11 protein-coding genes and 1 pseudogene are annotated in these 14,539 nt (G+C 47.6%); 10 read left to right on the plus strand and 2 right to left on the minus strand.

The genetic code is table 11. The features are described 5' to 3' along the window. The first annotated feature begins 35 nt into the window (after positions 1–35). Entirely contained in the window at positions 36–3,692 is a 3,657-nt protein-coding gene (locus MKX80_RS05230; protein WP_326849693.1) for a 5'-nucleotidase C-terminal domain-containing protein, read from the plus strand. After that, on the plus strand, positions 3,689–4,273 hold the full coding sequence (locus tag MKX80_RS05235; RefSeq protein WP_182070966.1) for a class D sortase: 585 nt from the start codon (positions 3,689–3,691) through the stop codon (positions 4,271–4,273). Before MKX80_RS05230 ends, MKX80_RS05235 begins: the two co-directional genes overlap by 4 nt. 32 nt (positions 4,274–4,305) lie before the next feature. Here the strand turns inward: MKX80_RS05235 and MKX80_RS05240 are convergent, their stop codons facing one another. Further along, on the minus strand, positions 4,306–5,223 hold the full coding sequence (locus MKX80_RS05240) for an RluA family pseudouridine synthase (RefSeq protein ID WP_182070965.1): 918 nt from the start codon (positions 5,221–5,223) through the stop codon (positions 4,306–4,308). A 112-nt stretch (positions 5,224–5,335) separates the two neighbouring features. Here MKX80_RS05240 and MKX80_RS05245 point away from each other — a divergent pair, with 112 nt between their 5' ends. From MKX80_RS05245 to MKX80_RS05280, 8 genes and pseudogenes are all read left to right on the plus strand, one after another. Further along, entirely contained in the window at positions 5,336–5,704 is a 369-nt protein-coding gene (locus MKX80_RS05245) for a YhcU family protein (RefSeq protein ID WP_154996497.1), read from the plus strand. 168 nt (positions 5,705–5,872) lie between these two features. After that, positions 5,873–6,298, plus strand: coding sequence for a CBS domain-containing protein (locus MKX80_RS05250; RefSeq protein ID WP_154996499.1), 426 nt, complete (start codon positions 5,873–5,875; stop codon positions 6,296–6,298). Positions 6,299–6,436: 138 nt separating this feature from the next. Continuing rightward, a complete protein-coding gene (locus tag MKX80_RS05255) occupies positions 6,437–7,099 on the plus strand; it encodes an HAD family hydrolase (protein ID WP_059230677.1) in 663 nt (220 codons plus the stop codon). A 23-nt stretch (positions 7,100–7,122) separates the two neighbouring features. Further along, positions 7,123–8,661, plus strand: a complete 1,539-nt coding sequence (locus MKX80_RS05260) for a bifunctional GNAT family N-acetyltransferase/carbon-nitrogen hydrolase family protein (RefSeq protein WP_003180073.1) — start codon at positions 7,123–7,125, stop codon at positions 8,659–8,661. A 334-nt stretch (positions 8,662–8,995) separates the two neighbouring features. Beyond that, a complete protein-coding gene (gene abc-f / locus MKX80_RS05265; RefSeq protein WP_182070964.1) occupies positions 8,996–10,627 on the plus strand; it encodes an ABC-F type ribosomal protection protein in 1,632 nt (543 codons plus the stop codon). 246 nt (positions 10,628–10,873) lie between these two features. Then, positions 10,874–11,674, plus strand: coding sequence for a formate/nitrite transporter family protein (locus tag MKX80_RS05270; RefSeq protein WP_268343030.1), 801 nt, complete (start codon positions 10,874–10,876; stop codon positions 11,672–11,674). Positions 11,675–11,969: 295 nt separating this feature from the next. Beyond that, positions 11,970–12,390 (plus strand): annotated as a pseudogene (locus MKX80_RS05275) (transposase); the annotation flags it as partial. Between the two features lie 115 nt (positions 12,391–12,505). Then, positions 12,506–13,417: an AEC family transporter gene (locus MKX80_RS05280; RefSeq protein WP_154996505.1), complete on the plus strand. Its 912-nt coding sequence runs from the start codon at positions 12,506–12,508 to the stop codon at positions 13,415–13,417. Positions 13,418–13,513: 96 nt separating this feature from the next. Here the strand turns inward: MKX80_RS05280 and MKX80_RS05285 are convergent, their stop codons facing one another. Beyond that, positions 13,514–14,503 (minus strand): zinc-binding dehydrogenase, encoded by a 990-nt coding sequence (locus MKX80_RS05285; protein ID WP_268343032.1) that lies wholly within the window; start codon positions 14,501–14,503, stop codon positions 13,514–13,516. Positions 14,504–14,539: the final 36 nt, after the last annotated feature.

The following is a 14,539-nucleotide window of genomic DNA, read 5'->3' on the forward strand; positions in this document are numbered from 1 at the left end:
AATTTGACAGGAAGCAAAAAACGGGAGGCGAATATATGGTCAATGTTCTAAAGAGTCGTTTTATGGCTGGTTTGACGATCACGCTTATGATGATTGCGTCTTTTTTGACGCCGTTTGCACACGTATCGCGCGCTTCAGAAACGATTACCGTAGAAGAAGCCATTAAGCATAACGAAGGGCATGCAGCCGTTGAAGGCTATGTCGTCGGGCACACTGTATCGAGCGGCCATTATCATTTCAGCGGAAATTTCGCGAACGATTATAACTTCGCAATCGCTGATAAAAAAGAGGAAACATCACCGGAGAATATACTCCCCGTGCAGATACCCGCATCCTTCAGAGACCAGTTCGGTTTAAAGACAAACCCTCAACTCATCGGAAAAAAACTCATCATCGAAGGCGAACGCTCTACATATTTTAATTCCCCGGGTTTGAAATCTGTTCAATCCATCACATTTTCCGGAGGCGATGTACCGCCTGCCAAGCCTGAGATCAAAACGATAGCCGAAGCGCGCAAGCTTTTAAATGAAACGGTCAAAATCAAAGGAATTGTCACTGCGGATCAGGCGGCTGTCGGAGGAGGAAAGCTGTCCACATTTATTCAGGACGGAACGGCGGGAATCAATATCTATTCCGCTGCACAAGGCGATTTTCCGGAGCTGAAAGAGGGAATGTCCGTTTCGGTCACGGGGAAGATCACGACATACAAAGGTTTGACAGAAATCGTTCCCGCACCGTCAGGCATTGAAGTAACCGGAGAAGGAGCGGTACTGCCCGACCCTGTTCCGCTGACCATTAAAGATGTGCTCGATCAGGGAACGGCAGCTGAATACGAAGGCCGGCTAGTAAAGGTGAAAGGCTTTATTGAAACAAAGCCGGATGCGCCGGCAGGCGGCGGCTATAATATCACGATGATCGATGAAAATTATCATCCGCTCACGCTAAGGGTGATGGAACAAACGAATGCCGCCGATTCGATAGAACAAGGACAATGGTACGAAATAACCGGCGTATTAAGCCGCTATGATACGGTACAGCTTCTGCCGAGAAAACAGGAAGATCTTCGGAAATTAGACGGTATCGCGCATCCGCCCCCCGCTGCTGAAGGGGAATACGAAAGCGTTGTGGAACGAGTTGTCGACGGTGATACGATCCACTTAAAAGAGCCGGTTCTCGGATCTACAAAAGTCCGCTATGTCAACATTGATACAGCCGAAACTTACCATAAGCCGAAAAATGAATTAGATGAAAACCAGCTGAAGCACGGCAACAAAGCGAAGGAATATTTGCAGTCTATATTGGCTCCGGGAGACAAAGTCACCGTGAAAGTGGGCAAGGAAGCAAAAGACAGCTACGGCCGCCTGCTTGCCCAAGTCATCACTGAAGACGGCGTCAATACGAATTTGCAGCTTGTCCAAAAAGGGATGGCCGTTACCTATTTCATTTGGCCGGTTGGAAGTAATGAAGACTATCAATTGTTTCAAAACGCCGTCAAAAAGGCGAAAGACGAGAAAATCGGCATTTGGAATCCCGCTGATCCGCTCCTCGAAATGCCGTTTGAATTTCGTGCCAGGGAGCAAGGCAAAGGGCTCACGCGGCATGTCGGAGACTCTGCGGAAAAAACGTATGTCGCGCCTGAAAAGTGGCGAGAGATTCCGGTGGACAGACGAATTTTCTTTGCGTCGGCTGAAGAAGCGGAAGCTGCAGGTTATTCGAAAAAAGAGCAAAGCGGCAATATTCCGCTGCGCCTGTTAAGCATGAATGATCTGCACGGAAAGATCGATCAGCAATATCAGCTCGATCTAAACGGGGATGGCCGGACGGATGGAACATTCGGCAGGATGGATTATGCGGCAGCATTGATCAAAGAGAAAAAAGCCGAGCGGGAAAATACGCTGATCGTCCACGCAGGCGATATGATCGGCGGAAGCTCGCCGGTTTCTTCCCTGCTCCAGGACGAACCGACAGTTGAAATCATGGAGGAAATCGGATTTGATGTAGGAACCGTCGGGAACCACGAGTTTGATGAAGGAACCGAAGAGCTGCTGCGCATTTTGAACGGCGGCGAACACCCTGAAGGGAAAGGGACAAAAGGTTATGACGGACAGGATTTCCCGCTTGTCTGCGCCAATTGCAAGTTGAAAACAAACGGGGAAAGCTTTCTTCCTCCATATGAAATCATTGAAGTTGAAGGAGTGCCTGTCGCTTTTATCGGTGTTGTGACACAGGCGGCCGCCAATATGGTCATGCCCGAAGGTATTCGCTCAATTGAATTTACAGATGAAGCAAAGGCCGTCAACCAGGCTGCAAAAGAACTGAAAGCGAAAGGGGTCCGGGCAATAGCGGTGCTCGCCCATATGACAGCTTCCCAGGACGGCGGAGTTGTGACCGGTGAATCAGCCGAACTTGCTAAAAAAGCAGATCCTGAGATTGATGTCATCTTTGCCGGTCATAATCATGAAGTGGTCAACGGCCAAGTGAATGATATTTTAATCGTCCAAGCATACGAATACGGGAAGGCAATCGGTGTCGTCGATCTTGAAATCGACCGGGAAACGAAAGACATCGTTCACAAGAAAGCGGAAATCGAATATGTGAATCAGGAAAAGCTCAAGCCGGATCCGGCGGTCGGTCAGATATTGGATAAATATGAGCGGATGGTTGCGCCGATCATCAGCGAGAAAGTCGGTGAAGCCGCACACGATATGGCCGGCGGCTATTCAAATGACGGAGACAACCCTCTCGGGAATCTGATTGCTGACGGCATGCGGCACGCGATGAATTCTGATTTCGCATTAATGAACGGGGGCGGCATCCGTCAAGATTTAAAAAAAGGAACGATTACATGGGGAGACTTATTCAATATCCAGCCTTTCGGCAATGTACTCGTCCGGCTTGAAATTAAAGGCAGGGATTTATACGATATTATAGACGCACAAATATCCCCATCTTACGGCCCGGATTACTCAATCAGCGGCTTTAATTATACGTGGGACCCGAAAACAAACAAAACCGCGGATATTTTTCTTGAGGACGGAAAACCGATTGATTTAGACCGGACGTATACGCTGACCGTAAACAACTTTATGGCATCTGCTTCAGGAAGCAAGTATTTGCCGATTTCCCGGCTTGGAAAAAATCCGGTCACAGGCCCGGAAGATATTGAAGCCACAGTAGAATTTGTCAAAAGCTTTAAAGAACCGATCGCTTATACTGCGGAAGGGCGAATCAAAAAATTAGCAGAAGATGATTCGCGTCCGGGAGAAGAGCCCGGAAGCGGGGCTGATCCTGATGATGAAGAAAAACCCGGAAGCGGGGCTGATCCTGATGATGAAGAAAAACCCGGAAGCGGAGGCGCTGATCCGAATGACGAAGAAAAACCGGCTGGAGATAAGGGCGATGGGGAAAAGCCCGGCAATGACAGCGGAGAAAAGCCGGTTCATGACGGTACCGGCGATGCTTCAAAGAGCGGCGCTATTCCTGTTGCGGGCGTGATGCTCGGTAAAGGATCAGATGCGCCGGAGGAGAAGACGGCCGGTCTGTCAAATGATGCGTTTCTGCCAGACGCGCGTGAAGAGCACAAGCTACCCGATACGGCGGCAGCTTACGGCAGCTTCCTTTTGTACGGCTTCCTGACGTTTATGTTCGGAGCGATTCTTTATATACGGAAAAGGGGTATTGCAAGACTATGAAAGTCAAAATGTTATCGTTTCTGCTGATGACAGCAGGGCTTGCCATTTTTGCATACGGCGGCTGGAAGATATTCGATATGAACAGACAGACCGATATTTCTTTAACTGAAGCAAAAGAAGTCATTGCATCGAGTCAATCTGTCCGTTCGGTAAAGCGCCCCTCAGCGCCCGCTTCATTTAAGCCTGCCAACGGCGAAGCGGCAGGCATACTCCATATTCCCAGACTGCGCGCGGAGCTTCCCATCGTTGAAGGGACAAGTCCCGATGATTTGGAGAAAGGCGTCGGACATTATAAAGGCAGCTATTATCCAAAACAAAACGGGCAAATTGTTCTTTCGGGGCACAGGGATACGGTTTTTCGCAGAACAGGGGAGCTGGAAATCGGCGATAAGCTGAAAATTGAGCTTCCATACGGAAGCTTCGAATATGAAATCACACACACGAAAATTGTTGACCAAAGTGACACGTCCATCATCACGCTGCAGCGTGAAAAAGAAGAGCTGCTGTTAACGACATGCTATCCGTTTTCTTATATCGGAAATGCGCCTGAGCGCTATATTATTTATGCAAAGCCGCTTTAAGGCTGTCCATCGAGGACAGCCTTTTTTACTGTTTAATCAACCGTACCAAACAGTCGTCCGATTTCGTCTTTCAAGTCATCCGGAAGCGGTGCTGTGACAGTGACGCGTTCTTTTGTGATCGGATGGGTGACATTGATTTCGATCGCGTGAAGAGCCTGCCTCGGAAAAAGCCCCTCTGAACCGCCGTATAAAGTGTCGCCTGACAAAGGATGACCGATGCTTGCAAGGTGAACACGTATTTGGTGGGTTCGGCCTGTCTCCAGCTGCAGTCTGCATAGTGTAACATCGTGATGGCTGTCATACCTTTTCGATTCAAAATGGGTAACGGCGGGCTGTCCGGAATTGGACACTCTTCTTCTGACGGGGTGGTACCTGTCTCTGCCGATCGGTGCTGAAATGGTACCTGTTTGTTTTTTGAATTTCCCTTCCGCTACGGCTACATATGTCCGTGACAGTTCTTTTCTTTGCAGCTGTTCGTCTAAAAGGGCGTGGGCGAGGCGGTGCTTTGCAAAAACGACGGCGCCGCTCGTATCCTTGTCCAGACGGTGGACGTGCCGGACTTTTCGCTCCTCCCCGTTCATTTGAAAATAAAACGCCACAAGGTTGCTCAGCGTGCCGGTCTGGCCAGCTTCATTCGGATGTGTCGCCATTCCCGCCGGCTTATTGACAATGAGCATGTGATCATCTTCAAACAGGACGGGAAGTTCCCCGTATTCAGGGGCGATTCCGCTTTCTTCTTCCTCTCTGAGATCGATCATCACGCTGTCTCCGCTCTCAAGCTGAACGTTATGATCTACGGGTTTATGATTCACTTTAACTTTCTCGTTTGCGATCCAGTATTGAATGACAGGCTTCGATGCTTTCGCTTCTCTTTTTAAATATGCAAATAAATGTTCGCCGTGATGACGGCTGCCTGCACTGAAGAATAAGCTGTGATTTTTTTGGTTCATTTTTACTGCTCCTTTCTGTAAAAAGCGTTCAGCCATTAGGAAACACTTACCTTCACAGCCCATTGTTTATGTATGCTATCCTGTTTGAAGAGATTTGAACAAGGGATGAAGGGTGATCAATTTGCGAATTGTAAAGGCAGCAACTGAAGAACAAGAAATTTATATAGAAGAGCTTGTATCAGAGCTGTATCAAATATTTCCATTGTACTTGAATAAACAAAAAATAAAAGAACTCAAAAAGCAGGGCGTGCTTGAATTGAAAGAGGATGTATACAAAGGTACGCTCGATGAAGCGTTTCAGATTATGACAAGCCTGCAATTGATCCATGCCTTATTAACTAAGGCGAAACGCCGGTGGGTGCTGAAAGACCGTGATTTGTTCGATAAAAACTGCCGCAAGCTGAATGACTGCGGTCTGTACTTCCCTCTAACATCTGCCGACTTTCATATCGTGAATACCGACAATAAAATGCTGATGTAAAGCCGGGTTTGTCTGAATTGAAAGAGCTTGTTCCGTTTTCGGAAAAGCTCTTCTTTTTATGAAAAGATGATATAAGAAAAAAGCGGAAAACACAATGAAATGGTGCCAACTTCCTTTTTAGCATGTGCATGACCTGTACATACTAACAATCGAAAGGGGTGCAGTCTATTGACGACAATCAGCAATGCGATGTCTAGACAAGTAGCGACAATTTCTTCCAATCAAACGGTTCAAGAAGCGGCTGAATTGATGAGCCGCCATAATATAGGGGCGATCCCGGTTGTAGATCAAGGCGTGTTAAAAGGAATGATCACAGACCGTGATATCACGCTCAGAACGACAGCGGAAGGCCAGGATGGACAGACACCTGTTTCAAACGTCATGACAACAAATGTTGTTTCAGGGAATCCGAACATGAGCCTTGAAGAAGCATCACAGCTGATGGCTCAAAGCCAAATCCGCCGTCTGCCGATCGTCGATAACAACCATTTAGTCGGCATTTTGGCACTCGGGGATCTGGCGGTAAACGAAATGTCCAATGAATCTGCCGGACAGGCGCTTACAAACATTTCCACTCCGGCACGGACTCAGTAAGAACGGAAGAGCTTGCCTCTTACAGCAGGCTCTTCTTCATTTATACATACCGGTTTTTAGTGTCTTCTCTTTTCAAGGGGCGGCAAGAAGGATACAATGAATGGTGCAAACAGTCAAAAGGAGTTGGGCTAAAGCGCGATGATTAAAGCAGTGATTTTTGATTTTGACGGTCTTATTTTAGATACAGAAACGCACGAATATGAAGTGCTCCAGGAAATTTTTGAAGAGCACGGCTCAGAGCTGCCAATGTCGGTTTGGGGAAATGTCATCGGCACGGCCGCCGGATTCCAGCCGTTTTCTTATCTGGAGGAACAGCTGCAAAAAAAGCTGGACCATGAACAATTGACGAAATTGAGGCAAGAGCGTTTTACGAAAAGAATGGAAAGCGAAAAAGCGCGTCCCGGTGTGGAAGCTTATTTGTCCGCGGCGAAAGAGCTCGGTTTAAAAATCGGCCTGGCGTCAAGCTCGGATTATAAATGGGTGTCCCAGCATTTGAAACAAATCGGTCTGTACGATGATTTCGAGTGCATCAGAACGGCCGATGATGTTGAGGAAGTCAAACCGAACCCTGAACTCTATTTGAAGGCGGCGGAATGCCTCGGTGTGAAGCCTGAGGAGTGCATTGCATTCGAAGACTCTGTCAACGGATCAATCGCCGCGAAAAGGGCCGGAATGAAATGTGTCATTGTACCGAACAAAGTAACGAAAAGCCTGCTGTTCGAACATTATGACCACCGGCTTGAATCAATGGCAGAAATGGAACTGGAACAGCTGATCGAAAAAATTTCCGATCCATCATAAAGAAGGCAGAGGAGGAATGGGACGTGTCTGAAAAACTGGATCTTTCCCGCTTTGAAAAAAAGATCGTCATCCGCAACATTGAAGAAAAAGATATCGACAGCATCATCGGGCTGCAAGAGCTCTGTTTTCCGGGAATGATCCCATGGAAACGGGAGCATTTGGAAAGCCATTTGGAACACTTCCCGGAAGGCCAGTTTTGCGCAGAGCTTGACGGAGAAGTGATCGGTTCCTGTTCAAGCCTGTTGATCAACTTTGATGAATATGATGACAGACATACATGGCAGGATATTACAGATGACGGATATATTACGAATCACAATCCCGACGGCTTAAACATGTACGGAATCGAGGTCATGGTTCATCCTGAATACAGACGGATGAAGATCGGCCACCGTCTCTATGAAGCGCGAAAAGATCTGGCAAGGCGCTTGAATTTAAAGAGCATTATCATCGGCGGCAGGATCCCGAACTATCATAAGTACGCTTCCGAGATGACGCCGAGGGAGTATGTCGAACAAGTCATCCACCACCAGATCTATGATCCGGTCCTTTCGTTTCAGTTGCTGAACGGATTTACGATGATGAGGATCAACCCGAACTATCTCCCGGATGACAGAGCATCAAGCAAATATGCGACATTGATGGAGTGGAATAATGTCGACTACTTGCCGCAGACGAAGCGCTATTACAAATCAGCTTTTCCGGTGAGAATTTGTGTGATTCAATATGAGATGAAGCAGATTCATTCCTTCGAAGAGTTTGCCAACCAAGTCGAATACTATGCAGATGTAGCTTCAGACGCGGGAGCGGATTTTGCCGTCTATCCCGAAATCTTTACGACGCAGCTGATGTCGTTTCTTGAAGAGCGCTCACCGAGCCTGGCCGTTCAGCGGATTACCGAATATACAGAAGACTATATCAGCTTGTTCACAGACCTTGCCGTTAAATACAATGTCAACATTATCGGCGGTTCCCACTTCGTTGAAGAAGAAGGGAAGATCTACAATATCGCTTACTTGTTCAGAAGGGACGGAACCATCGAAAAGCAATATAAGCTTCATATTACCCCGAATGAACGAAAATGGTGGGGCATCAGCAGGGGGGACGAAGTACGCGTCTTTGACACAGACTGCGGCAAAATCGCGATCCAGATCTGCTATGACATCGAGTTTCCGGAGCTCGGCAGAATCGCAACCGAAAAAGGGGCCAAGATTATTTTTACCCCTTTCTGCACGGAAGACCGCCAAGGCTATTTGCGAGTCAGATACTGTGCTCAAGCAAGAGCGGTTGAAAATCAGGTATACACGGTTATTTCCGGCACGGTCGGCAATCTGCCGCAAACCGAAAATATGGATATCCAATATGCGCAATCCGCGATCTTCGCTCCTTCAGATTTTGAATTTGCAAGGGATGGAATCGTCGGCGAATGCAATCCGAACATTGAGATGGTGGTCATCGGCGATGTCGACCTGGAAATTCTCAGAAGACAGCGGCAGGACGGAACGGTCCGGCAGCTCAAGGACAGACGCCATGACATCTACAGGATACATTATAAAAAATAGCAGAATCGTGTGCCGGCCGCTTGAGGCCGGCTTTTTCATATTGACTTTTCTCTTTATTTTTCATATATTGTAACTATTAAAAGGAGGTGGAAAAGATGAATCAAACTGGTAAGCGTATGACAGATATGCAAGCCCATCTGTATATTTGTCGCGCGATTTTTTCCGGGGAATGTGTGTTACGGGATCAGTCTGCCCTTTTTTACACATTCAATTGGAAAAAATACCAGTGAGAGACATCTGCCACAATCGGATTTTCTGATGCAGACGGCGGGGTGTAAGCTCTGCCGTCTTTTTTATGCTCAGTGTCTCTTCACGGGATGCGGAGGAAAGATAGATGATGATATGCAGTTTGCAACATGTCGGGCAAACATACGGAGGACATACGATTTTCAACGGGCTGTCATGGGACCTGCACCAAGGGGAGCGAATCGGTCTGATCGGACGAAATGGGGAAGGGAAAACGACGTTGTTGAAGCTGATCAGCGGCCAAATGAAACCTGATGAAGGCCTTGTGACTTGGAAAAAGGGATTATCAATGGGGCTCTTGGAGCAGAATCCTTCATGGGACGGCAGCAAAACGGTAAAAGAGCTGCTGTATGACGTTTTTTCATCATTATGGAACACACAGCAGAAGCTTTCCCGGATTGAACGTCAGTTGTCGGTTGAAAAGGACGCGGAAAAACTCAGTCTCCTTTTGGAGAAGTACGGATCTTTGCAGGATGAATTTCAGCGAAAAGGCGGCTACGGCATCAGCGCGCAAATCGAACGGGTGGCGCACGGCTTGAATATCGAGCGGCTATTCGATGCCGAGTGGCGGGAGTTAAGCGGAGGAGAACGGACGAAAGCGGGTCTTGCCAGGCTTCTTCTGTCGGCTCCGGATCTGCTTTTGCTGGATGAACCGACAAACCATTTGGATTTGACATCGATCGAATGGCTGACATCTTTTTTAAAGCAGTACAAAGGTACTGCGGTCATCGTATCGCATGATCGCTATTTCCTGGATGAATCGGTTACTTCAATTCTCGAAATCGACCAGGGAGAGCTTCACTTTTACAAAGGCGGCTATACACACTATGTTGATGAACGGGAAGAGCGCCTTATGAAAGAATTTCATGACTATCAGGATCAGCAGAAGAAAATCAAAAAAATGAAGGAAACGATCAAGCGGCTGAAGGAATGGGCGAATCGCGCCAATCCTCCGAATGACGGCCTGCACCGGAGAGCGAAAAGCATGGAAAAAGCTTTGGAACGCATGGAGAAGGTGAAAAAACCCGTACTGGAACGCAAAAAGATCGATTTAGCTTTCAGCATGGATGAACGAAGCGGAAAAGATGTCGTCAGGCTTGAGGATGTCTGCAAAAGCTTCGGTGAGCGGGCGCTTTTTGACAAGCTCAGTATGCATGTCCGTTTTCAGGAGCGCGCCGCCATCGTCGGGGAGAACGGCAGCGGCAAAACGACGCTGCTCAACATCATCAGCGGAAAGGAAACGCCAGACAGCGGTGACGTGCAGCTTGGCAGCAATTTATCGGCTGCATATCTGACTCAGCATGTCGGTGAAATGGAGGAAGAGCGCACTGTTTTAGCCGAATTCCGTGAACATGTTTCCGCATCAGAAGGCGAAGCCAGAATGATGCTTGCAAAGTTTTTGTTTTTCGGCCAATCCGTCTTTCAAAAAGTGAAAGATTTAAGCGGAGGCGAACGGATGCGGCTTCGCTTGGCACAGCTCGTTCACCAAAACCATAACGTGCTTATCCTTGATGAGCCGACTAACCATTTGGATATCGAATCAAAGGAGATGCTTGAAGAAGCATTAAGCCAATTTCAAGGGACGATTATTGCTGTTTCGCATGACAGGTATTTTCTTGACCGGCTTTTCAATGTCACCTGGTGGCTTGACGGCAGGAAACTCGTCAAGTATGAAGGGAACTATACATTCGCAAGGGAGAAGCGGCGGCAGCAGGGTTGACACATTTTTATCACATTTGATAGGATATTGCTACAGTTATAAAAGACAAAAGCAATGGAATGTATGCACGAACTGTATATATTCTCTTTCAATATCTTAATTCTGCTTGATTTTGTTGTATGGGTATGCATACAAGTTAGGCAGCATTCGAACGCCTGGTTGACACAGGTTATTTGAGTGCTGCCTTTTTTTATTGTCTTTCTGCCATAACTGTGAGGAAAAGAAGAAATAATGGAGGGTGTTAGTATGGCTTTTCGAAAACCGGATGAAATAGCGGATGCAGCAATTGAAGCAGGGATGAAAAAAGTACAGCTCCCGCTGCCTTCTCTGCTTGTATTGGGGTTTTTAGGCGGCGCATTTATCGCGCTTGGGTACTTGCTTGATATCAGGGTAATCGGCGACCTGCCGAAAGAATGGGGAAGCCTGTCCAGCCTGATCGGAGCTGCCGTATTTCCTGTCGGTCTGATACTTGTGGTGCTCGCTGGCGCTGAATTGATCACAGGGAATATGATGTCCGTTGCGATGGCTTTATTTTCAAGAAAAATATCACTAAAACAATTGGCGGTAAACTGGGGAATCGTCACGATTATGAACTTAATCGGCGCACTGTTTGTTGCTTACTTTTTCGGACATTTGGTTGGATTGACTGAAACAGGTCCTTATTTAGAAAAAACGATCGCCGTTGCACAAGGAAAACTCGATATGAGCTTCGGCAAGGTTCTCATTTCCGGCATCGGCTGTAACTGGCTTGTATGTCTTGCGGTATGGCTTTCTTTCGGCGCACAAGACGGAGCAGGAAAAATCCTTGGCATCTGGTTCCCAATTATGGCTTTTGTGGCAATCGGATTTCAGCACGTTGTCGCCAACATGTTTGTGATTCCCGCAGCCATTTTTGCAGGCTCATTCTCATGGGGGCAGTTTATCGGAAACATCATTCTGGCTTTTATCGGCAATGTCATTGGCGGAGCCGTGTTTGTCGGTCTCATTTATTTTATTGGATACTACAAGAAAGACCGCTCCAGAAAAGAATTGAAGCAGGTATCATAAACAAAAGGCAAATCCACTCGATGGAACATACAAGAAAAAAGCAAAGGAGGCTGAACAAAATGACAATGAGACAGCAACGTCAACCTGGCCGTGATACACAAGGAAAAGTTCATGGTTCATTCAGCCTGTGGAAGAGTTTGTGTCCTTCCTTAACCGATGCTTATCGCACGCATTAAAATCGGAATAGACGGACATACGCAACTCCCCGCAGGCAGTAGAGGTATTGGTGTCTTCTTTTGTCTGCGGTTTTTATTTGCCCGCGGCAGAAGAAATGATGCCGGGGGTGAGCGATATATGGAAGTTTCATTATGACAGTGAAAAAGACAGTTCCATTTTTGCCCGAACCGGCAAACACTTACATACTCAACAACTGACCGAAAAGGCTGCCGGTCATATCATTCAAATCCTGAAAACTGTTCCGCATGCCCATTGTTTGAGCACTGTACAAGATCAAAGAACCGCCAGAAAGTCATCACCCGGCATGTATGGGAGGATCACAAAGAAAAGGTCAGACAACATCGTTTGTCTGTTTCAGGGAAAACCCTCTATAAAAAAAGAAAAAATAGAGCGAAGCTTTGCAGATTCAAAACAGCTGCATGGCATGGGCTTCGCTATTGCAGGTTGAGGGGAAAACGGAAAGTGAGTGAACAAGTTCTCCTCACAGCCGCATGCCAGAACAGAAGAAGATTGCCGCATATCTAGCCAAGCAGGGCTAGGATGCGGGAGCTCTTTTTCTGCAACCGGGCCGGAAACACCGTTGAAAACAAACGGAATTTTCTATATGATGGATAGTATTAATGAGAACGGTTATACATAAAAAGAAGGTGCATCATGGAGTTTCTGTTTGTTTTACTGCCGGTTTTCGGGATATTTGCGATCGGGTTCATCGGACAAAAGCTGCTTCATTTTGATATTCAGAACCTATCTAAAATGTCCCTGTATTTAATGTCTCCGTTTTTAGCGTTTGATACGTTTTATGAGAACAAGCTGACGATGGATTATATCTATATGTCTGTCTATTGTCTCGGCCTCTGTTTAACTTTGATTCTATTTGTTTATCTTATTTCATATGTTCACGGGTATTCCAATCAGGAGCGATGCGCTCTCGTTTTATCGTCCGCTTTCATGAATAACGGAAACTACGGGACTCCCGTCGTCCTGCTTGTCTACGGCACGGCCGGGCTTGATATCGCCGTTGTGCTGATGGTGCTTCAGCAGCTTGTTATGAGCACGATCGGAATGTATTACGCAGCGAAAGGAAGCCCTGAAGCGGGCGGATTTAAAATCGTGATGACAAGGGTTATCCGGATGCCGGTTGCATACGGTGCGTTGCTCGGCATATGTTTTCAGCTGGGGCATATTTCGATTCCCGAACAGTTAATGACGGGAATTAAATTGGTGGGAGATGCCGCGATTCCGACGATTATGATTATTCTCGGCATGCAGCTTGCGGTGATTTCCTTTCAACATATCGAATACCGGAAAATCTCTTACTCTCTTTTGCTGAAATTATTCGTGTCTCCGCTCATTGCCTTGGCGTTTGCACTGATTCTTCCCGTCGACGGCCTTGTCAAACAAATCATGGTGCTGGCGGCGGCCATGCCGACGGCGGCGAATACGACTTTGATGGCGGTGCAGTTTAAAACAAAGCCGGAAATCGTCTCAAGTGCAACTTTTATCAGTACAATGCTCAGCATCGCCACTCTTCCGGTGGTGCTGTGGCTGCTTTCATTATGGGGCTGACCTGAATCTTTCAGGCGGCCTTTTTTCCGGCGAAAACAAAAAGGCAACTTGAAACGGCGGCTGATGACATGGCAAGCCGCCGTTCCCCTAAGTTTATCAGCCTATTTGCAAAGCGATATTTCCAAACTGCTCCGCGTCTTTCATCCGTTTAAAGGCCGAAACCGCTTCTGATAAAGGAAACACTTGATCGATCACAGGCTTAAGTGAATGGCGTTCGATAAAATCAATCATTTGCCGAAATTCCTCGAGGCTGCCCATCGAAGTGCCGATGATGCTGATTTGCGGGAAAAAGAGCGAACGCAGCGGAAACTGGATGCTGTCTCCCGAGCTGGCGCCGAAATTGACGATCCTTCCGTTCGGCTTGATGACATCGAAATAATTCCCAAAAGTGGCCGGACCGATGCTGTCGAGAATCAAATCAACCCGTTCCCCGTCCAAGCTGTCTTTCCACAGGCCGCGGCTGTCCATTGCGAAGTCGGCTCCATAGCGGAGCGCTTCTTTTCTTTTTTCTTCGCTTCGGGAGGTTGCAGTCACCCGCGCGCCCGCGGCCTTTGCCATGAGCAGCGCATTTGTGGCGACGCCTCCGCCGACTCCCGGTATTAAGACGTGTTCGCCTTTTTTTAAAAGTCCTTTCGTAAATAAAGCCCTGTAAGCGGTCAAAGCGGATAACGGCAGGACGCCTGCTTCTTCCCAGGAAAGGTGGGCCGGCTTTTTCAACACGTGATTCGCCGGGACGATGACATGCTCTGCAAAAGTCCCGTCAGATGGGCCGCCGAGAATGTCTGGTACTTGCGGAACATAATCCGTATATTCCCAGCCGATGCTCGGATTGATGATCACCTCTGCGTGAACGGCGAGGTCCCGAACGCCTTCACCTGTCTCTTCAATAATGCCTGCTCCGTCGGAGCCGGGTATAAACGGGACATCGCCTGCCTGCCTGGACTGAAAGAGGAACAAGTCGCGGTGGTTCAGCCCGGCCGCTTTCAGTCTGATTTTGACCTCACCCGGGCCGGGCGTTTTGTCGGAAACGTCTGTATATTTCAGCCCTGAAAGGCCCTTGATTCCTTCATGGATGATCGCTTTCATAAAAAAATTCCCCCCATTCGAGTTGGTTGTGTTAAA

Origin of the sequence: Bacillus sp. FSL K6-0972 (genome assembly GCF_037976035.1) — a bacterium.
GTDB classification, from domain to species: domain Bacteria; phylum Bacillota; class Bacilli; order Bacillales; family Bacillaceae; genus Bacillus; species Bacillus haynesii.

Excerpts from the sequence above, each read along its gene's own strand:
- MKX80_RS05285 (WP_268343032.1), bottom strand. The coding sequence starts at position 14,503 with ATGAAAGCGATCATCCATGAAGGAATCAAGGGCCTTTCAGGGCTGAAA.
- MKX80_RS05240 (WP_182070965.1), bottom strand. The coding sequence starts at position 5,223 with ATGAACCAAAAAAATCACAGCTTATTCTTCAGTGCAGGCAGCCGTCAT.
- MKX80_RS05235 (WP_182070966.1), top strand. The coding sequence starts at position 3,689 with ATGAAAGTCAAAATGTTATCGTTTCTGCTGATGACAGCAGGGCTTGCC.
- MKX80_RS05270 (WP_268343030.1), top strand. The coding sequence starts at position 10,874 with ATGGCTTTTCGAAAACCGGATGAAATAGCGGATGCAGCAATTGAAGCA.
- MKX80_RS05280 (WP_154996505.1), top strand. The coding sequence starts at position 12,506 with ATGGAGTTTCTGTTTGTTTTACTGCCGGTTTTCGGGATATTTGCGATC.
- abc-f (WP_182070964.1), top strand. The coding sequence starts at position 8,996 with ATGATGATATGCAGTTTGCAACATGTCGGGCAAACATACGGAGGACAT.
- MKX80_RS05255 (WP_059230677.1), top strand. The coding sequence starts at position 6,437 with ATGATTAAAGCAGTGATTTTTGATTTTGACGGTCTTATTTTAGATACA.
- MKX80_RS05230 (WP_326849693.1), top strand. The coding sequence starts at position 36 with ATGGTCAATGTTCTAAAGAGTCGTTTTATGGCTGGTTTGACGATCACG.